Origin of the sequence: Eubacterium sp. AM05-23 (genome assembly GCF_003477535.1) — a bacterium.
Taxonomy (GTDB): Bacteria; Bacillota; Clostridia; order Eubacteriales; family Eubacteriaceae; genus Eubacterium; species Eubacterium maltosivorans.
In genome coordinates, this window is record NZ_QUDF01000001.1 from 176,099 (window position 1) to 195,958 (window position 19,860).

12 protein-coding genes, 1 CRISPR repeat array and 1 riboswitch (1 of these 14 running past the window's edge) are annotated in these 19,860 nt (G+C 50.4%); of the genes, 5 read left to right on the top strand and 7 right to left on the bottom strand.

Going from position 1 to position 19,860, the window contains the following annotated elements; translation table 11 throughout:
* Window positions 1–55 precede the first annotated feature (55 nt).
* The 5 genes from DW091_RS00805 (at window position 56) to DW091_RS00825 (ending at window position 8,993) form a co-directional block, all read left to right on the top strand.
* On the top strand, window positions 56–1,468 hold the full coding sequence (locus DW091_RS00805) for a trimethylamine methyltransferase family protein (protein WP_118517157.1): 1,413 nt from the start codon (window positions 56–58) through the stop codon (window positions 1,466–1,468).
* A 157-nt stretch (window positions 1,469–1,625) separates the two neighbouring features.
* Window positions 1,626–3,005 carry a sigma 54-interacting transcriptional regulator gene (locus DW091_RS00810; RefSeq protein WP_118517158.1) on the top strand — a complete coding sequence of 460 codons (1,380 nt, stop codon included), beginning with the start codon at window positions 1,626–1,628 and terminating at the stop codon, window positions 3,003–3,005.
* Between the two features lie 173 nt (window positions 3,006–3,178).
* The gene (locus DW091_RS00815) at window positions 3,179–4,012 is read left to right on the top strand and encodes an AraC family transcriptional regulator (RefSeq protein ID WP_118517159.1); all 834 of its coding nucleotides are present in this window, start codon (window positions 3,179–3,181) and stop codon (window positions 4,010–4,012) included.
* Complete coding sequence (locus DW091_RS00820) at window positions 4,002–6,077, top strand: 3'-5' exonuclease (protein WP_118517160.1); 2,076 nt, start codon at window positions 4,002–4,004, stop codon at window positions 6,075–6,077. Before DW091_RS00815 ends, DW091_RS00820 begins: the two co-directional genes overlap by 11 nt.
* Window positions 6,078–6,326: 249 nt before the next feature.
* Window positions 6,327–8,993 carry a cation-translocating P-type ATPase gene (locus tag DW091_RS00825; RefSeq protein WP_118517161.1) on the top strand — a complete coding sequence of 889 codons (2,667 nt, stop codon included), beginning with the start codon at window positions 6,327–6,329 and terminating at the stop codon, window positions 8,991–8,993.
* A gap of 59 nt (window positions 8,994–9,052) precedes the next feature.
* On the opposite strand, the gene DW091_RS00830 is transcribed toward DW091_RS00825, so the two are convergent.
* From DW091_RS00830 to thiC, 7 genes are all read right to left on the bottom strand, one after another.
* On the bottom strand, window positions 9,053–9,865 hold the full coding sequence (locus tag DW091_RS00830; protein ID WP_118517162.1) for an alpha/beta hydrolase: 813 nt from the start codon (window positions 9,863–9,865) through the stop codon (window positions 9,053–9,055).
* 135 nt (window positions 9,866–10,000) lie between these two features.
* Window positions 10,001–11,500 carry a radical SAM protein gene (locus DW091_RS00835; protein WP_118517163.1) on the bottom strand — a complete coding sequence of 500 codons (1,500 nt, stop codon included), beginning with the start codon at window positions 11,498–11,500 and terminating at the stop codon, window positions 10,001–10,003.
* 22 nt (window positions 11,501–11,522) lie between these two features.
* A complete protein-coding gene (bzaD, locus tag DW091_RS00840) occupies window positions 11,523–12,848 on the bottom strand; it encodes a B12 lower ligand biosynthesis radical SAM protein BzaD (protein WP_187368451.1) in 1,326 nt (441 codons plus the stop codon).
* 12 nt (window positions 12,849–12,860) lie between these two features.
* Entirely contained in the window at window positions 12,861–14,417 is a 1,557-nt protein-coding gene (gene bzaC / locus DW091_RS00845) for a 5-hydroxy-benzimidazole O-methyltransferase BzaC (protein WP_118517165.1), read from the bottom strand.
* Window positions 14,404–15,480 (bottom strand): nicotinate-nucleotide--dimethylbenzimidazole phosphoribosyltransferase, encoded by a 1,077-nt coding sequence (gene cobT / locus DW091_RS00850; RefSeq protein ID WP_118517166.1) that lies wholly within the window; start codon window positions 15,478–15,480, stop codon window positions 14,404–14,406. The genes bzaC and cobT overlap by 14 nt, the downstream gene beginning before the upstream one ends.
* A gap of 117 nt (window positions 15,481–15,597) precedes the next feature.
* Window positions 15,598–16,881 carry a B12 lower ligand biosynthesis ThiC-like protein BzaB gene (gene bzaB / locus DW091_RS00855; RefSeq protein ID WP_096918577.1) on the bottom strand — a complete coding sequence of 428 codons (1,284 nt, stop codon included), beginning with the start codon at window positions 16,879–16,881 and terminating at the stop codon, window positions 15,598–15,600.
* Between the two features lie 13 nt (window positions 16,882–16,894).
* On the bottom strand, window positions 16,895–18,178 hold the full coding sequence (thiC, locus tag DW091_RS00860) for a phosphomethylpyrimidine synthase ThiC (protein ID WP_118517167.1): 1,284 nt from the start codon (window positions 18,176–18,178) through the stop codon (window positions 16,895–16,897).
* A gap of 111 nt (window positions 18,179–18,289) precedes the next feature.
* A riboswitch (cobalamin riboswitch) is annotated at window positions 18,290–18,461 on the bottom strand.
* Between the two features lie 328 nt (window positions 18,462–18,789).
* Window positions 18,790–19,860: direct repeats of the CRISPR family, unit length 30 nt; unit sequence GTTGAAGTTTAACATGAGATGTATTTAAAT (it continues 996 nt past the right edge of the window).

Here is a 19,860-nt window from a genome sequence, read left to right on the forward strand (position 1 = left end):
ATTTTGGCATAAATATTGCATTATCTAAACAGCATCAAATACTGGAGGTATCAATATGTATAAACGGAATTTTACAAGAAGCTTTGTCACACAGGAATCCATCGAGCTCATTCACGAAAAATCATTGTACTTATTAAAGAATAAGGGGATACGGTTTTGTTCGGAGGAACTGCTGGAGATGTTTCGGGAAAAAGGGTTTAAGGTTGACGGCGAGCTTGTCTATATAACAGAGGAACAGGTCGACGATGCCCTGGCCTCCTGCCCGAGAAATTTTGATTATGTGTCCAGAGGACACAGACACCGCGTCGGAACAACCCAGAAAAAAACCATTGGCCAGTCCTCGCTTGGGCCTGTTAATGTGCTTAAGGAGGGAGAACACCGCCCGGCTGCCGCAGAGGATTTCGTCAATTTTGCGAAGCTGTTTCAGACAAGCGACGTGATCGATGTGATCGACTGCGAGCTGCTGCACCCAAACGATGTGCCGGCCCAGTACAAAACGGATTTTATGACGCTGACCCCGATGATCTATAGCGATAAGCCATTGGCAGGCCTGAACGGAAGCCGGGAAACCTGCCGCCGGGCGATCCAGCTCGCCAAAGAATTCAACGATATTCACGATCAGGTGCTCATGTCAACCTTAATCACCAGCGCGCCGCCCTTTACCTGGGACCGTCTGATGTGTGAAACCATCATCGAATACGCGAAAAACGGACAGTGCAGCTGTATCGCAGGCGTTGGCCTTGCAGGGCTGACAGCGCCGCCATCTCTGTCTGGCGCGATTATCCAGAATAATACCGAGCGCCTTGCGGGCATTGTGGCGACACAGGTGGTAAACCCCGGCGCGCCGGTTATCTACCAGTTCTGCGCCCTGGAAACAGACCTCCGCTACTCACTCTGTGTATGCGGCGGGGCTGAGACAAGCGTGGAATGGTTTGTCGAAAATGAGCTCGCCAATTTTTACGGTCTCCCCAAGAGATCCCACGGCTGTCTGTCCGACGCCAAGCAGGACGACTACCAGTCCGGCAGAGAATCCACCATGGTTGGCCTTTCTGCCCTGATGTGTGAGCCGGAGCTGGTCTACATGCTGGCCGGGATCATGGATTCCTTTAATACACTGGGCTATGAGAAATTTATGCTGGATGAGGACACCTATAAAATCTGCGGCCGTTTCCTGAGAGGCGTCGAGTTTAAGGAAGAAAATCTCTATATGGATAAAATGGAAAAAATTGAGCACTCCGCCAATTATCTGGCCAGAACCTCCAAGATTTACCGCAACGATTTTGTCTTTCCAGAAATCGCCAACCGCAAGGCGTATTCTAACTGGGAAAAAGAAGACAACGCCATCAGCGTGCAGGAACGCGCGACCCTGGCCTGGAAAAAACGGCTGGAGGAATATGTACCGCTGGAACTGGACAAAAAGCAGCAGAAAATGGTCGAAGAGCTGCTGCCAAAGGAATGGAGAGTATAGCCATCCCGGCTATCAGGCTGTCACGCATTTGCGGACAGCCTTTTTGAATGGGAAAAAGTATTTAAACTGTTCTGGAAGACGTCTCTGAGGTATAATAAAAGAAGTAAAGCCTTGAAAAGAGCTGATGGAAAATTAAGTAAAGGATCGGTACAAAATTATGCTGGATATATCAAAGTCATCCCATTCCCAGGAATATATTGACTATTTAAACGCCATACCCCGTGAGACATTGCTGACGATTCTGGAAAATGCCTTTTCTGAAATTTACGTTCTGGACAAAAATGGCCGTATTATTTACATCAATCCCGCGGCCATACGTTTGTATGGGGTACCGCCTGAGGACTTGATCAATAAAAACAGCAAAACGGCAAAGAAAGATCTATGGGACCCTTACAGCTTTGATATGACAAAGCAGGCCCACCGGGCGATCGTGACAGAAAGTATTTATTATAAAACAAACCGGAGTATGATCTGCATCAATGTCCCGGTCTATAATGACAACGATGAGTTTGAGCTGATGGTGTCCACCTCTCTGGATAACATCCGCGCTGTGGATTTAAGCTATCGTGATCTGAGAAATCCCATTGAGTCCATTAACCTGGACTTTTCAGATGAGATTATCGGGAAGAGTATCCTGTTCGAGCAGTGCCTGACAGACCTTGAAAAGGCAGCGAAGTTTGACTGCAATATTTTGATTTTAGGTGAGAGCGGCACAGGAAAGAGCTATCTGGCCCAGATGGTGCACGAGGGCAGTCCGAGAAACCATAAGCCCTTTGTGGCCATTAACTGCGGTGCCATCCCGGACGGGCTGTTAGAGAGCGAGCTGTTTGGCTATATGCCCGGGGCCTTTACCGGCGCCAACGTCAAGGGGAAAATCGGGCTTCTGAAAAACGCCGACGGCGGCACCATTTTTCTCGATGAAATTGGGGAGCTGTCCCCGGCCATGCAGGTTAAAATTCTGGATGTTCTGGAAAATAAACGTTTTTTCCCGGTGGGGAGCAACAAGCCCGAATATGTCAATATCCGGATTATCGCCGCGACCAATCAGAATTTGATGAATGCCATCCGGGAGAAAAAGTTCAGGGAGGATCTCTATTGGCGGCTCAATACCGTAAAGGTTGTGCTGCCGCCTCTGAGAAAAAGAAAGGAAGATATCTTCTATCTGGCGACCGCTTTTCTGAACGACTTTAACAAGCGCTACAATACCAATAAGGTATTCAATGAAAAGATACTTTCCTGCTTTAATAATTATGATTGGCCAGGCAATGTGCGCCAGCTCAGGAATGCAGTGGAGCGCATGATCATTTTGTCCGATGGCATTATTATTAATGAGGAGCTGTTTTTCCGCTATCTGGACCAGGAGGAAGACCGGGAAGAAACTGACGGCGAAACCTACAATGTCGAGGAGTTTAAAAAACAGACGGTCATCAAGCTTTATGCAAAGCACAAATCGAGCCGGGCAGTGGCCAGGCGTATGGGCATCAGCCAGTCCACCGCCAATCTTTTGATTAACAAGTACATTAAAAATAAAGCGTGATGCAGTGAAAGCTGAACGCTCTCGGAAGAAGAAACCTCCAAGCGGTCTCTGGCCGTGAAGGAGGTTTCTCTGCTTTTGGAGGACGCCCGGACAAAAAGCGCAAGCAAGAGCAAGAAATATTAAAACACCTCCGATATAATGGGGTATAATGCTCTGAGAAAGGAGTGGCAGTAATGAATAACATCGAAAAAGTACAGGCCGCCATTGATTATATAGAGGACCATCTAACCGAAAAGCTGGATCTTGATGTCATTGCCGGTGCAGTCCATTACTCAAAGTACCATCTGCACCGCGTCTTTTCAAAAACTGTGGGGCTGACCCTGCATGAGTACCGGAACCGGCGGCAGCTGACAGAGGCTGCCAAGCTGCTGGTGTTTTCGGAGAGAACCATACTCGACATCGCCCTGCAGGCCGGGTATGAGAGCCAGCAGGCCTTTACAGCCGCCTTTTCGGCCATGTATAAGCAGTCCCCCAGCCAATACCGGGAAAACGAAAAGTTCTATCCGCTGCAGCTGAGGTTTCAATTTGAAGGGAGCTATAATATGCGAAACAGCTGGAAGATCACCTACGCTGACGAGGGCGATATCCCCTGCTGGATGGCTCTGGTCCACCTGGTCATCGACGGTTTTCCCCACTTGTATGAGGAGGAATATGTCGGTGAGCTTAAACGCCGGATCCGCAAACGGCAGGCATTGATCCTGAAGGATGGCGAGGTGGCTGTCGGCGCAATGCTTTTTTCCGGCGAAACCGGCAGCATTGATTTTATGGGGACACATCCGCTGTACCGTAGCCAGGGAATCCCCAGGGCGTTTCTGGATAAAATGATGAGCGAACTGCATAAAGGCAGGGAGATCAGCATTACTACCTACCGGGAGGGTGACAAGGCCGACACCGGTCACCGGCAGGCCATAATGGAGCTGGGCTTTGCCGAAGCCGAGCTTCTGGTAGAGTTTGGCTATCCAACCCAGCGCTTTGTCTTGACAGGGGAGGGCAGCAATGAGTCATGAAGAAAGCCATAAGCCAGAGCGTGGGACCAGCGCCGTCCCCTTTCCAGAAGAAATCAGCCATCTGGAAGCGGTTGCCGGCCGTCTGGACGCAGCGCTTAAAGCCACAGAGGACAGAGTGGGACGGGCGGATGAGCAGTATATGGAGACAAAACGTTATATGGTTGAAAACCGGGGAGAGATTGACCCCCACGAAATGTTTCAGAATGAGCTGGCCTTAAAGCAGCTGGACAGAAAAGGGGCCTTTACTGTGGGCGTCCGGGAAAAGCTGGCGCGTCTGAAGGCTTCGCCCTACTTTGCCCGGATTGATTTTCAGTATGAAAATGAAGAAGGCACGGAAAAATATTATATTGGGCCGGCGTCCTTTAATGATAACAATGAGCTGCTGATCTGTGACTGGCGCGCGCCGGTGGCAGGCATGTTTTATGACTGCGAGGTGGGGCCGGCAGGCTATGAAGCCCCCTCGGGTAAAATCAAAGGCCATCTGACCCGAAAGCGGCAGTTTAAAATCAAAGATGGAAAAATGGAGTATGCGCTCGAAAGCTCGGTCAATATCCAGGATGATGTGCTGCAGCGTGAGCTGAGCCATACCTCCGATGAAAAGATGAAATCCATCATTGCCACCATCCAGAAGGAGCAGAATCAAATTATCCGAAACGAGAGAGCCAGAACCATGATTATCCAGGGAGTGGCCGGATCGGGTAAAACCTCCATTGCCCTGCACCGGATCGCCTTTCTGCTTTACCGCTTTAAGGATCACCTTTCAGCGTCGGACATCCGAATTTTATCTCCTAACAGGGTGTTTGGGGATTATATCTCAAATGTTTTGCCAGAGCTGGGAGAAGAGCCTATCTACGAGATAAGCTTTGAGGATATTGCCGAAGAACAGCTGGAAGGAAAATTTCGGTTTGAAAAGGAAAAAGATCCGCTGGAGACTGAGGACACGCGCTGGGCAGAACGGGCCCGGCTGAAATCAAGCTATGCGTTTAAAACGGAGATGGACGCCTATCTGAAAAGCCTGCCTGAAAATGTGTTCGTACCTGAGGATTACTGCTTTGGCAGGTTTAAGGCAGAGGCAGATTGGATAAAAATCCTGTTTGAGGCGGACAGCGGTCTGCCGTTTAAAAAGCGTCTGAAGCTCATGGCAGAAACGATCCACGAGCGGTTTGAGGCGGATAATATCCGGGGAGAGGAGCTTCCAAAGCCGGGTGCGATTTTGAAAAGCCTCAATGCCATGCTCAGAGTGAAGAACACCTTTTCCCTTTATAAGAATTTTTACCGACAGGCAGGGCTGTCACATATGCTTGTCCTGCCTGAAAAGAAGACCTTTGAATGGGCGGATGTTTACCCATATCTGTATTTTAAGAGAGCTTTTGAGGGCTTGAGGGAGAATAAGTCAATAAGACATCTGGTGGTCGATGAAATGCAGGATTACACGCCGGTCCAGTACGCGGTGATCAACAGTATTTACAGCTGCCCCAAAACCCTCCTGGGCGATTTTGGACAATGTGTCAATCCTAATTATCAAAATACACTGGACGATATGAGAAGGCTCTACAGCGGCGCTGAATTTATAGCGCTCAACAAAAGCTACCGTTCCACCTATGAGATCATACAATTTGCCGGAAAAATACAGCCGGTCAGTGCATTGGAGCCCATGGAGCGGCACGGTGAACCGCCAGAGGTTATCCGCTGCAGTAACCAAAAGGAAATGCTTGAAAAGCTTGTGAATAAAATCCGGGCTTTTGAAAAAAGCGGCTGGGCATCTCTGGGGATTATCCTGAAAACAAATCGCGAGGCGCAGGCATTATATGCTCTGCTCTCAGAAAAACACAATGTCCATCTGATCATGCCAGAGGGCACGCGGTTTAAAAACGGCGTTTCCGTTACTTCTATCCAGATGGCCAAGGGGCTGGAATTTGACGCAGTCCTTATCCCAGACGCAGACAGCAGGCATTACAGCGACGCGTATGAGAGAAGCCTGCTGTACGTTGCCTGTACCCGGGCCATGCACAGCTTAATGCTTCTTTACAGCGGGGAGGTAAGTCCTTTGTTAAATCTTCCTTAATCCCCTTGACGCTTGCAATTTTTTTATGTAAAATTTAGAAAATATTTATTTTAGATGTAAAGGAATTTTAATTGATGGACGACAGTGACGAGAGTGACACCGACCGAAAAATCAAAATCTTAAAAGCGAATAAGCCTCAGAGTATACAAGGCACAGTCACGCCCATTTGACACATGGGTGGTTTGACTGTGCCTTTTTTACATTCTGGCTTAGATAAAATTTTTATATGAAAGGGGTGGTTTATCCAATATGGATAATCACAGACAGAAGCCTTGGCACGCGCTGCCGGCAAAAGATGTTTTTGCCGGCCTGCAGACCTCAGAGGAAGGCTTAAGCGATGCTGAGGCAGCCGAAAGGCTAAGAAAAAACGGACGCAATGTGCTGCGTTCAAAACCGCCGAGATCCATTGCACAGATGCTCTGGTCTCAGATCACAGACCCCATGGTCCTTATTTTAATTGGCGCTGCCATTTTTTCAGCAGTGCTGAGAGAATGGACCGAGGCAGGGGTCATTTTTACCATCGTTGTGCTGAATGCCCTTATTGGCATTGTTCAGGAGAAAAAAGCCCAGTCCTCTCTGGAGGCGTTGAAAAATATGAGCGCACCCACAGCCCGCGTACTGCGGGAGGATGAGGAGAGCGTTGTGCCTGCCAGTGAGCTGGTGACCGGGGATATTGTATTTCTGAGTGACGGGGACATGGTGCCCGCAGACCTGCGGCTCATCGATTCGGCCAACCTGAAGGTGCAGGAGGCGTCCCTGACCGGGGAGTCTGTCCCGTCAGAAAAGGACGCGGATGAGCTGTTTCCAGAGCGCTGCGCGCTGGGGGACCGGGGCAACATGGCCTATACCTCCTCCATTGTCACCTATGGTCGCGCCACTGGTGTGGTGGTGGCAACCGGGATGGATACAGAGGTGGGAAACATTGCCGGTATGCTCGACAGCCAGGATGAGACAGATACGCCGCTTAAGCGTAAACTGGGCGCTGTTGGCAAAACACTGACCATCATTGGGGTCATTGTCTGTGTGCTGATCTTTGCCATCGGCGCTCTTTACCACCGGCCGCTGATCCCACAGTTTCTGGTGGCGATTTCTCTGGCCATTTCCATCATTCCGGAAGGCCTGCCCGCTACGGCGACTATCGTTATGGCCCTGGGGGTTCAGCGTATGGCCAGTAAAAACGCGCTTATCCGAAAGCTGCCTGCTGTGGAAACCCTTGGGAGTGCTACGGTTATCTGCAGCGATAAAACCGGGACCCTGACCCTGAATCAGATGACGGTTACTCAGGTAGCGGTAAACGGAGATTTTGAGGCGGGCCGGGCTGTTTCAGTTGATGCGGCGGCCAAGGCCCATCCTGAGGTATACCGTGAGCTGATATACGCCGCGGACTTATGCAATGACGCCAGCTTTGACCCTGACCAGGAGGGCGCGATAATCGGCGATCCCACAGAGGGCGCACTCCTGCACATGACAAGGGCTTTTGGCCTGGATCACGATAGTATGGAGGACACCTGTCCCCGGGTTTTTGAAAATCCTTTTGACTCTGACCGGAAGCGTATGACCACAGTCCATCTGGTGGAGGGCCGGCTGACAGCTTACACTAAGGGCGCAGTGGATGAACTGCTTCCCTTTTGCACGCAGATGCTCACCGGGCAGGGAATCCGCCCTATGACGGAAACCGACCGGGAAAATATTCAACGGCTTTGTCTTGAAATGTCAGAAAAGGCGCTGCGTGTGCTGGGCTTTGCCACCAGGCAGCTTGAGGAAATCCCGGAGGATGAGGAAGAAAATGTGGAGCATGACCTGACCTTTATCGGTGTCGTGGGGATGATTGACCCGCCGAGAAAGGAAGTGGCGGAATCCGTAAGAACATGCCGGAAAGCGGGCATCCGTACGGTGATGATCACCGGCGACCACAGGGTCACAGCCATTGCCATAGCCCGGGAGCTGGATATTTTCCAGGAGGGCAACACAGTGCTGACTGGCGATGAGCTGGAACGCCTGTCGGAGCATGAGCTCGATGAGGCGGTTAAAACCACAACGGTCTATGCCCGGGTATCGCCAGCGGACAAGCTGCGAATCATCAAAGCGCTCAAACGGGGCGGGGAGGTCGCGGCCATGACCGGGGACGGCGTCAACGACTCACCGGCCCTTAAAGCAGCGGACATCGGTGTTGCCATGGGCGTCACAGGAACGGATGTGGCCAAGGAGGCCGCAGACATGATTCTTTTGGACGACAGCTTTACGACCATTGCCTACGCGATTAAGGAGGGGCGGCGTGTTTACCGGAACATTCAAAAGGTTATCCAGTTTTTGCTGGCCGGCAACATCGCCGAGATTTTAACCCTTTTTGTGGCAACCGTCTTTAACTGGGATGCGCCGCTGCTGGCGGTTCATATTCTGTGGGTTAACCTGGCAACCGCAACTCTGCCGGCGCTCGCTCTGGGGGTAGACCCGGCCAGCAAAAATATCATGCGCCATCCGCCAGTCAAGTCGGGCACGCTGTTTGAACGAGACCTTATTTTCAGGGTGATCCGCCAGGGGGTTTTTGTCGCGGCCATGACGCTTGTGGCTTACTGGATCGGCTTTAAGACTGGCAGCCACATCACTGGCCAGACCATGGCCTTCTGTGTGCTGGCGCTTTCCCAGATGCTCCGGGCCTTTAATCAGCGTTCTAATACTGAGCCGGTCTGGGTGCGGGCCGAAGGTGCAAACCCATGGCTGATCCTGTCCTTTGTGGCATCTGCCGCGCTGATGGCCTGTATTCTCTTTATTCCGCCGCTGCAGGCAGCCTTTAAGGTAACGCTGCTGAGCGGTAGCCAGTGGCTGACTGTTATAGGGCTTTCACTGCTCTCTGTTGTCCAGGTAGAGGTTGTTAAATGGATTAAACGGATGCGGGGATCAAAGGCCAGCCGTTAAGATAAATAATAAAGGGTCCTGTGGTTTTTATGCCACAGGGCCCTTTTTAGCTTGCGCGTTTACAGCCTGTTTTCAATCCAGCGGATTACATCTGCCATGACCTGGTCTTTGACGGCTTCGTTAAAAATTTCGTGTTGGGTGTCGCCGTAGATTTTAAGCTGTTTGTCTTTGGAGGCAATCTGCGCAAAAAAATCGGTGGAATCGCTGGGATCAACCAGGGTGTCTTTTTCGCCGTGCAGCAGAAGCACTGGGAGATGGAAAACAGGATTTGCGGCTAACTGCCGGATACCGAGTGTCAGCTGCTGGCTCAGGCCAGCCGTAAAGTAGGAAGCGTTTAAGGGGTCGGCCTTGTAGGCGGCAGTAACTTCGGGATTTGAGGTCAGCCGCTTTGCCAGCTTGTTTGGAAAGCGGGTCAGCGGGTCAAGGGACTGGGAGACACGGCTGAAGCCGCCCAGATTATCCCGGGTGGCAGCGTCAAACAGAATGGCGCCGTCTGCCTTGTCGGGATATTTTGTGCCGAAGTCAGCTACGGCAAAGCCGCCCATGCTGTAGCCCAGCAGGAAGCGCTTAAGCCCAGGACTTTCCGCTGTGACAATGTCCACAATGCGGTGCAGGTCCTCAGTGATTTCATCCGGTGTGCTGTAGAAACCCCGTTCGCCCTCGGATTTGCCGTGTCCCCGGAGGTCGTAGCGGTACACCTTAAACCCATGGTCGAAAAGCTTCTGGGTGACTGCGGCGTAGCGTCCAGAATGCTCGCACATGCCGTGGCTGATGATCACCACAGCCCTCGGGGATTCGGGCGTATCGGTTGTCATATAAAGGTTCAGTCCATCATAGGCCTGTATCATTTGCATGATTTTTTCTTTTTTCATGGTTCACCTCATTTGAAAGCGTTTCAAATATTATATCAGGCCTTTCTTAATTAGAGAACGAGGGTGAGCAGTAAGTACTATATAAAAATAGAAATAAAAAACTCCGGAAATCTGTAAATAGATTTCCGGAGTTTTTTATGCGGTGATTTTGTCAATTTCAGCGTTAAAACAGCGGACCCAGTTCTGCCTTTCGGCTTCGGTGATATCGCCTTTTTCCAAAAGCTTTAAGGCGTTTTCAAAGCCATCCACCAGGAGATGGTTGATGGCCTGATACCGCGCCACCGTCTCGGGATCGCCCGAGGCGCTTTTCTGCCAGGTGTCGTGCATATAGTCAAAAATATGGTTGGTAATATCCCGCATTATTTTTGCCATAGTGGCGATGCAGGGGTTGACATAGTCGGTATTGGCCTCGTAGGTGGAGTGCTCGGATATGTTCAGCCTTCCCGCAGCCAGAAGATCATGGTAAGAGCTGCTGCCCGCCAGAATAATCTGGTGATGGTAGAGCACATTGACCGAGATTTCCAGTGTTTTTAAAAGAGCGTTGCGCTTTAAAAATTCCAGGTTGATTTTTAAGTCGTCGATGGTAGAGTCCGGTTCAAACATGATAAAGCCCACACTGGGCTCGATACCAGCCTCGCGCAGCACCCGCAGCGCGTTTTCGTTGTCTGCTACTGTCGTATATTTATTGAGCCGCTTCAGGGAGGCGTCCTTGCCGGATTCCAGGCCGACAAGGATATTCTGCAGCCCGGCGTCCACCAGTGCCCTGGTGGTTTCGGGCTCGATATCGTTGGCCCTTGCCTCAATGCCAAAGCGGATATTGCGCTCTTTTAAGAGGGCGGCCAGTTTGAGTACGCGTTCCTTTCCAGCCTTTCCCGGACCATAAAAATTGGGGTCGGTGAAGTAGAAATAGCGATAATCGGTCTGAGCGATGATCGTGTCGATTTCAGCGATGATATTTTCAGGAGAGCGGCCGCGCCACTTGGGGCAGTGCATTTCCTCTGCGCCATAATAGGGGTTGATGTAGCAGAAGGTGCAGCCCCCGTAGCAGCCGCGGCTCCCAAAGATATTGACCTCGCCGCCGGGGTAGGAGCTCGCTTTGCGAAGGGGAAAGGGCAGGCTGTCCAGATCGCGGACGAGCTCGCCCCGGCTGGCCTCATAGCCGTCCCCACTCCGGTAAGCCAGGCCCTTTAAGCCCTTATAATCCGGGAGATTTGCCATGAGGTTTATGATGGTTATTTCATTTTCTCCCAGCATACAGGTGTCGATCTCCGAACACCGGTCCAGGATTTCTTCATAGGCAAAGGTGGGGTAGTAGCCATATACGGTCACATGGCTGATCTGATATTTCGCTTTCATTCTGGCGATGAAGGCATAGAGGGTGTGGTTGTCCTCCCAGTTATAAACCAGGTGGATTCCAAGCACCTCAGGCTTGTGGGCGGCAATGCGGGCTTCGATGGCTTCGTAGCTCAGGTTTTCCATATAGCCCTCTACAATGGCCGGCTGATAGCCGTTTTCGAGCAGAACGGCGGCCAGGTAGCCGCTGTTCAGGCAGGAGGACAGGGTGGTGTTGGCAATGTCATTCTGACGGTCCTCGCCGGGTGTTCTGGGATGTTCGAGTAGTAGGATTCGTTTCATTTAATCGCTCCAGTCTTTGTTATTAGGCGTCCTGCCACATAAAGATATTTCGTTTGTTATGGTAGATTTCAAGGTCATACCGCACGGTTTTAAAGGGATCGGGATTATAGTAGGTGGGGAAAAGCAGATCTGTTTCGGGTGTGATCACGCCATTCTCCAGCGCGAGTTTCTCAACCTTGGTTCTTGGCATAATGCGGATCAGGTTGAGCACGATGGTGCCGATGGTTTTGGAGGCAGCGTGGATGTCATAGATCTGGTCGATGAGCGCTTTTCCCTCATCCACTGTTTTCCAGGTATCACCGGGCGTGTTGACCAGGAAATGGTAAACCGTGGTAATGCCAACGTCTGACAAGACCCTGGCGGTGTGAAGAATCTCATCGATTGTCAGGTGCTTGTCCAGAATATCCAGCGCAGTCTGGCTGAGCCCGTCGGGCGACAGGGAGAAGCATTCACAGCCCGAATCACGGTACAGCGGGGCGTTTTCGGGGGTCAGCAGGTTCTCCCTGAAAAAGCCGCTCCAGTGAATATCCAGCCTGCGCCGGATCAGCTCTTTGCAGATGTCGTCCAGGTGGTTTACCGGAAAGTTGACAATGGAATCGGTGAGGTGGATACGGCTGACACCGTACTCTTTGTGTAAAAATTCGATTTCATCCACCACAGACGCTGGCTCGCGGCAGCGCATGCCACAGCCGGAGAGAAGCGGATAGGAGCAATAGCCGCAGTTATAACAGCAGCCGCGTTTGGTTTCAACCCCTACGCTCTCCACATATTTGTTGACCTTCAGGTATTCCCGCGGGTCTAAAAGCTCGCGGTTGGGCATGGTGTAGCTGCCCATGTCAAATTTTCCAACAGGCGGAATGATTTTTACCGCTCCGTTTTCACGGTATACCAGCCCGGGCAGCTTTGGCGGATCGTCAATGCTGTCCAGAAGCGGCAGAATAATTTCTTCGGCCTCGCCGGCAACGCCCAAGTCGATTTCAGGGAATTCCCGCATCAGGCGTTCTGGAAAAAGGGAAAAGGCGGTGCCGCCGGCCATCAGAGTGACGTTAGGCAGATAGCGTCTAATAAAGGACAGGGTAATGGCAAAGGGAACGATCAGCGAGGTGGTCCGGTTGCCCAGCGGGTCTACGTTTCGCAGGGAAATACCGATGATGTCCGGCTGATAGCTGAGCATTTTTTCACGAAGCTCGCCGTAGGGGTCCGCGGCCATATTCATGTCAAAAATTTCCAGGCTGTACCGGCCAGCCTTTTCAATACAGGAGGCCAGGGTCACAATGCCGATGGGATAAACCCGCTCGATGTCCATACCTTCCATGGATATGGCCTGAATTAGTAGGATTCGTTTCATTTTCAACTCCGTTTACTCCAAAAGCAGCAGTGCATAATATTTAATGACCTCGCCGCGTTCGCTCAGGGTTTTCAGGGACTCTCCAGCTTTTTTTACCGTGGCGAAAACATCGATACCAGACCCCTCCATGGAGGGGCGTGAATGGGCGTGGTTATTGCAGGGAGCGGTGAGATCGCAGTCCGGGCAGATGCTGCAGGGGCCGGCCCAGAAAACAAAGGCCTTGTAATAGCCGGCTTTAAAAGCCAGGGTTTCTGCTCTCAGCGCCTTGCGCTGGAAATCGCCGGTAGGCGGCTCGCTTTTTAGCAGCAGGGCCTTGCTGAAGCTGTTCACGAAAGCTTTTGTCTCGTCTGCGCTCATTTCCTGGTTGGTGCTGCAGTGCTTTTTATCCCAGGAGCGGCACCCGAATTTACATTTGTTTTTGGCAAAGGGGGCGACCACCACGTCCTTGGGGTTGTAAGGCATCACCCTGTCAAAACCGATGGCCTTGATGGGTTGTAGAATTTTCTGAACCGGCGTAATGGTCAGACTCTCAAGGGCGTTTGGCTCTCTGGCGGCAAAGATAACCGCCGTATCGGTTTGCAGCGGGATGAGCCCTGTGGTGGACAGACCGTTGTTTTTAAGGGTCTGATCAACCCATTTTGAGTCAAAGACTTTGCCGTTGTAGGTGTTGATGAACATATTAATATCTGAAAAGGCAGCCTTGATGTCCCAGTGATCCAGAAAAAAGTCGTGAATCAGCAGGATGCCGCCCTCTGAGAGAAGCCTGGATACGGTTTTTATGATGCCGCTGATTTCTTCTTCGGCATAGGCGTGGACAATGTTGGACAGGATGATGAGGTCATAGCTGCCCTCAAGCTGCCAGTCTGGCTCCAGGATATTCTGTTCATGAAACAGGACGCGGCTTTTATCCCGGAGACTGCTTTTTTCAACCAGCTTTTGGGTCTGCGGCAAGACCTGGCGGATATCTAAAAGCGTAGCCTGGGCATCCTCGAACTGTTCAAGAAAACCAAGGGCAAAGGCGCCGCTGCCAGCGCCGACGTCCAAAATGCGGGCGTTGGTTTTTAAGCCATTGCCAAAGAATTCAAGCACCTCCGGCACCTTCAGCCGGATAATATTGTCCATGGCAGTGATGTACTCCTCGCGCCGGGCGTCCATTTCGGCTTCGCTGATATCTTCTGTCGGGAAATGGACACGTCTGCCGGCTTCAAGGGCCGGCTTTAAGGTGTCCCAGTCGGCTTTGATCTCACGCCGCCACAGAATAGAATTCCCCTGATAAAGCGGCTTTCCTTTAATGAGATAGGTGCTTGAGAGCGTGGTATTATACCAGCTGTTTTCATAGCAGTCTACGAGATCCAGTGTTTTTAGCAGATGCAGATAGCGGGCCAGGTTGGGTTCGTCACAGTCCAGAGCTTTTGCCAGTTCGGGAAGGGGGGTGCTGCCTTCCTCCAAAAGTTCAAAAAGGCCCATGTCCAGGGCCGTGAAAAGTGATTCCGAATACCAGTAAGCAGTGGACAGATCTTCAAGATACTGTCCACCGGATGTGTTGGGGTCCCATTTAAGCGAGGCCATTGGTGACTCCTGCGTCTTCAAAGGTGAGCATGTCGTTCATGCACCGGGCGGCGCACTCTACGAGATGCATGGCCACCGCAGCACCGGTGCCCTCGCCAAGACGGAAATTAAGATTTAGAAGCGGATGCATTCCCAGGGTCTGCCACATCATTTGATGCCCTGGCTCCTCGGACTGGTGAGAAGCGATCATATAGTCTGCGCAGGTGGGGCAGAGTCCCTTTGCGATTAACGCTCCGGCAGTGGAGATAAAGCCGTCCACAACCACCGGAACCTTATGGTAGGCTGCGCTCAGGATCATGCCGGCAATACCGGCGATGTCGTAGCCGCCCACCTTTGACAGTACGTCCAGGGCGTCATTTTTATCGGGATTGTTAAGCGCGATGGATTCGCGGATAATTTTAATTTTATGCATAAGGCCGGCGTTGTTAAGCCCTGTGCCCCGTCCCGTAATGGAGGTCAGGGGATATTCGCCCATGACGGCGAGTATGGCCGCGCTGGGGGTGGTGTTGCCAATACCCAGGTCGCCGGTGCCCAGCAGCTCGACGCCTTCCTCCTGAATCACTTTAGAAGCGACGTTGATACCTGCCTCCAGGGCGGCGGCAGCCTGATCTCTGCTCATGGCCGGCCCCTTATGGAAGTTTTCGCTGCCGTGAGCGATCTTGGCGTCGATGACGGCGCCCTTTTTTACCAGCTCGGGCATATCCTCCTTAACGCCCATATCCACCAGCCGCACCTCTGCACCGGAGGCTTTTCCCAAAACGTTGACGCCTGCCCCTCCGGCGACAATATTGGCGACCATCTGCATGGTAACCTCCTGAGGAAAGGCCGAGACACCTTCCTCGGCGATGCCGTGGTCAGCCGCCATGGTTAAGATCATTTTTTTATCCACACAGGGGTGGATGGTCCGTTTAATTCCAGCCAGCTGGACGCCCAGGGTCAAAACCTGACCCAGGCTCCATGGCGGAATAGCGAGTGACTCCACATGTGCGCAGGCCCTGGATTCCCAATCGGGGTCTTTTGGTTCAATATTTTCAATAACTTCTTTTAAAGTTAATGCACTCATGATAATTACCTCGTTATTTGAATTTTACAGATTTCAGGTGATCTTCAAGCTTCATTATAGCACGAATCTCAGTGGTCATGAGGAAGATTTACCTGATTTTTAAGACACCGTGAACGGTCAGGCAATGCCGAAAAATTCAGCGGCGACATCTGCCGGGCACTTGCTTTTGCCGCAGGCAGCACAGCCGTGGCTTTCGGGCTCAGCTTTCAGCTTGCTTTCAAGGTATTCTGGATCAAGAGCGTTGGCAACCTGGGCTTTTTCATCCCGCGCCACCCGCGCCTTGGACATTGCCAGAGAGCGGTTCCACGCATTGCCGCCACGTTTTAGGACATTGGCGGCGTCCGCCGCAATTTTGGTTGTACGGACACCCATGCGCACGTCATCTTCGTTTGGCAGGCCAAGGTGTTCGGCCGGAGTCAGATAACAGAGGAAATCTGCGCCGTGCATGCCGGCAAAGGCGCCGCCAATGGCCCCGGTAATATTATCATAGCCTGGCGCCACATCGGTTGCCAGGAAGCCTAAGATATAGTAGGGAACACCGTAGCAGAGCTGCTTCTGCAGCTGCATGGTGGTTGCGATCTGGTTAAGCGGCACGTGACCAGGCCCTTCGATCATGACCTGCACACCAGCCTCCAGCGCACGCTTGGTCAGCTCGCCGGCAACGATGAGGCCCTGTACCTGGGCGGAGTCCAGAGAGTCTGCATTGGCACCGGGGCGGATGGCGTCACCGATGGATAATACGGTATCCGTAGCCTTGAGAATTTCAAGGAGACGGTCAAAATGCTCGTACAGCGGATTTTCTTTTTCGTTGTGGAACATCCAGGCTGTCAGGAAGGAGCCGCCACGGCTGACAACATCGGTGACGCGGCCGCTTTTTTTGAGGGCATTGAGAACAGACCAGTTTAAGGCAGAGTGGATGGCCATAAAGTCCATGCCTTCCTGGCATTGCTTTTCAACGGTGTCAAAAAGCTCATCCTCGGTCATGCCAACCATGCTGCCGTGCTTTTCAATGGCTTCAACGCTGGCCTGATAAACAGGCACACAGCCTGCCGCAATATTGGAGATTGTAAGACTCTGTTTGCGCATGGCGTCAATATCGTCGCCGGTGGATAAATCCATAAAGGCATTGGCGCCGCATTCTTCCAGAATACGAAGCTTCTTTGCTTCCATTTCCATATCGTTACGGTCGGAGGAGGTTCCCATAAGACCGTTAACTTTTACGTCCAGACCGCCGCCAATACCGCAGATTTTATCGCGGCTGCGAAATTTATTTTTGGGGATAACGATGTGGCCCTTGGCGACCCCTTCGCGTACAAATTCCGGGGTAACCCCTTCAATCAGGGCGACCTTTTCCATTTCTTCTGTAATGTGGCCTTTGCGGGCTTCTAGCATCTGTGTCATTGTCTTGTCCTCCTTACTCTGCTCTCAAATATTTTTCAACAATTTTCATGGCGCAGTATTTACCGCACATGGTACATTCCGATGTAAAGCTGGTGCTGCGTTCACGCCAGACACGCTCGGCGGTTTCAGGGTCGATGGAAAGCTTGAACTGTTCTTTCCAGTTCATGGCCCGGCGGGCGACAGACATATCCAAATCCCATTTGACAGCCTGAGGATGCCCTTTTGCTACATCGCCGGCATGGGCGGCAATGCGTGAGGCCATGACGCCCTGATAGACATCATCGACATTTGGCATACCAATATGCTCAGCCGGGGTGACATAGCAGAGAAAATCTGCACCGGCGTAAGCGGCAACCGCGCCGCCGATGGCAGAGGTGATGTGGTCATAACCGGCAGCTGCGTCGGTGGGCAGACAGCCGAATACAAAGTAAGGAGCGCCGTAGCAGAGCTTCTTTTCAAGCTGTACAGTCGTGGCGATTTCATCGAGCGGCACATGGCCAGGTCCTTTAACCATGACCTGCACGCCGGCTTCTCTGGCACGTCTGACCAGACCGCCGAGAATGACCAGCTCCTCAACCTGGGCATGGTCGAGGGAGTCTGCAATACAGCCCGGACGCATACCGTCCGCAAAGCTCAGGACAACGTCGTATTTTTTACAGATTTCAATGAGACGGTCAAATTCAGTATATAAAGGATTTTCGGTATTGTTATAGAGCATCCAGCCAATGAGGTGGGAGCCGCCGTAGCTCACAAGGGGATCGATACGGCCTTCATCCTTGGCGCGGTGAATAACAGAGAGGGTGGTTCCGGGGTGCACTGCGATGAAGGCAACGCCCTGTGACGCCTGTTTTTCAATCATGTCGAACATATCGTCCGGCGTCATATCCAGCGCAGTGCCATATTTGGCTTCGGCGACAGACAGGGTTTCGTACATGGGCAGCGTGCCGACTGGACGGTCAACCGTGGAGAGTACCTTTTCGCGCATTTCTTCAATGGGGCCGCGGACAGAGAGATCCATAATGGTATCGGCGTGAGCCTTGACAGCCGCGTCGATTTTTGCCATTTCACCGTCGACGGTGTCGGCTTCCTCATACATTCCCACACTGGCGCTGACCTTGGTAAACAGGCCCTTACCAACAGCCACGGGATGAATGTTTTCTCTTGAGCTGTAAAGAATGACAATATCGCCGTTAGCGACGCCCTCGCAGATAAACTCTGGGCGAACGCCTTCTTTTTCAGCAACGTACTGCATTTCTGCGGTAATTTCACCGCATTTCGCTTTTTCCAACAAAGTCATGGTTTTTAAATCCTCCTAAAACAAAAATGAACTTGTCGTAAAAGCAGCTGGAAATTAAAAAATGGTAAAATCCATAGCTGCTTTACCAGCTATGAACTTTACCATCGTTCATACGCGTTAAGAATCATAGGCAGGTCTCCTGACTTACGGATTAACATAAACCGACGCCTTCCCTTTCAGTGGCACTTGCCGGTCACTACCGCTTACAGTGATGGGTTCGCTCAGGACTTTCACCTGATTCCCTATTCTCCCCTTGTGGGGCACCATATCATTCACAGTTATTAACTTGGTTTTATTATAACGGCATTTTTTTCTTTTTGCAAGCGTTATCTGCAATTTTTGATGTACTATAAAAAAACCATTTCAGGAAAAGCCCACTGGGAGTTGCCCTCAGAGGGTTTTGCGCGTATAATTTTATTATGAGAAAACTTTAAGAATTTACCAGGCATATTTTGGGACAGACGAGAAAAAAGAACCGCAGGTAAAGGCTTTAGAGAGAAAACTGGATAAAAATATCATAAACCTTACCCGCCTGGTAAATATGGCGAAAAATGGCTGACTCAAAGGGATAAGAAGGAATTTGTTGTTTTAAGATCGGCTTGTTTGCTATGGTTGAAGTTTAACATGAGATGTATTTAAATGGTATTTCCAGTGTCGTGGATGAACGAACAGATCAAAGTTGAAGTTTAACATGAGATGTATTTAAATCGTCTTCAGAGATTTCTTCAAATTTTCCTTTATAGGTTGAAGTTTAACATGAGATGTATTTAAATGCTTGAAAAGTTCAAGTCCTGCGTCTATTGGTGCATGTTGAAGTTTAACATGAGATGTATTTAAATCCTAAATCCCACTCGGCGCGATAGTCGTCTGTTTTTGTTGAAGTTTAACATGAGATGTATTTAAATCAAGTCTGGAGCCCTTTTATAAAGTCAATCATGGCAGTTGAAGTTTAACATGAGATGTATTTAAATAGTTTAGGAGGACGAAATGGAAAATTTTACCGTTAGGTTGAAGTTTAACATGAGATGTATTTAAATTTCTTCTTTCTTGTTTCAAATATTCAACTGCATCCGTTGAAGTTTAACATGAGATGTATTTAAATGCCTGGCCATGGCCGGCCTGGTCAGCCAGGGCAAGCGTTGAAGTTTAACATGAGATGTATTTAAATAGAACTAGCTGACCAGATTCTGACCTATGGTATCCTGTTGAAGTTTAACATGAGATGTATTTAAATAAAACAGCGCCATTATCCGATGGTTATTGAAGTTTGTTGAAGTTTAACATGAGATGTATTTAAATAGATACATATCAAGTACAGCCTGCATTTTTAGATGAGTTGAAGTTTAACATGAGATGTATTTAAATTATTTTGGTGCATTCTTACCCAACTTTCCAGCCGGTTGAAGTTTAACATGAGATGTATTTAAATTTTAAACATCGTGCATTCGTTTCTTGTTGGTACGTTTGTTGAAGTTTAACATGAGATGTATTTAAATTATGGCATTAAGAAAGTCTCAAAATACTGGTTTTTCGTTGAAGTTTAACATGAGATGTATTTAAATTCAGCAACTCAGGTTTATTTGTTTATATACACTGGTTGAAGTTTAACATGAGATGTATTTAAATAATAAAGGAGAAAAACAAATGAAAACAACAGTAGAACGTTGAAGTTTAACATGAGA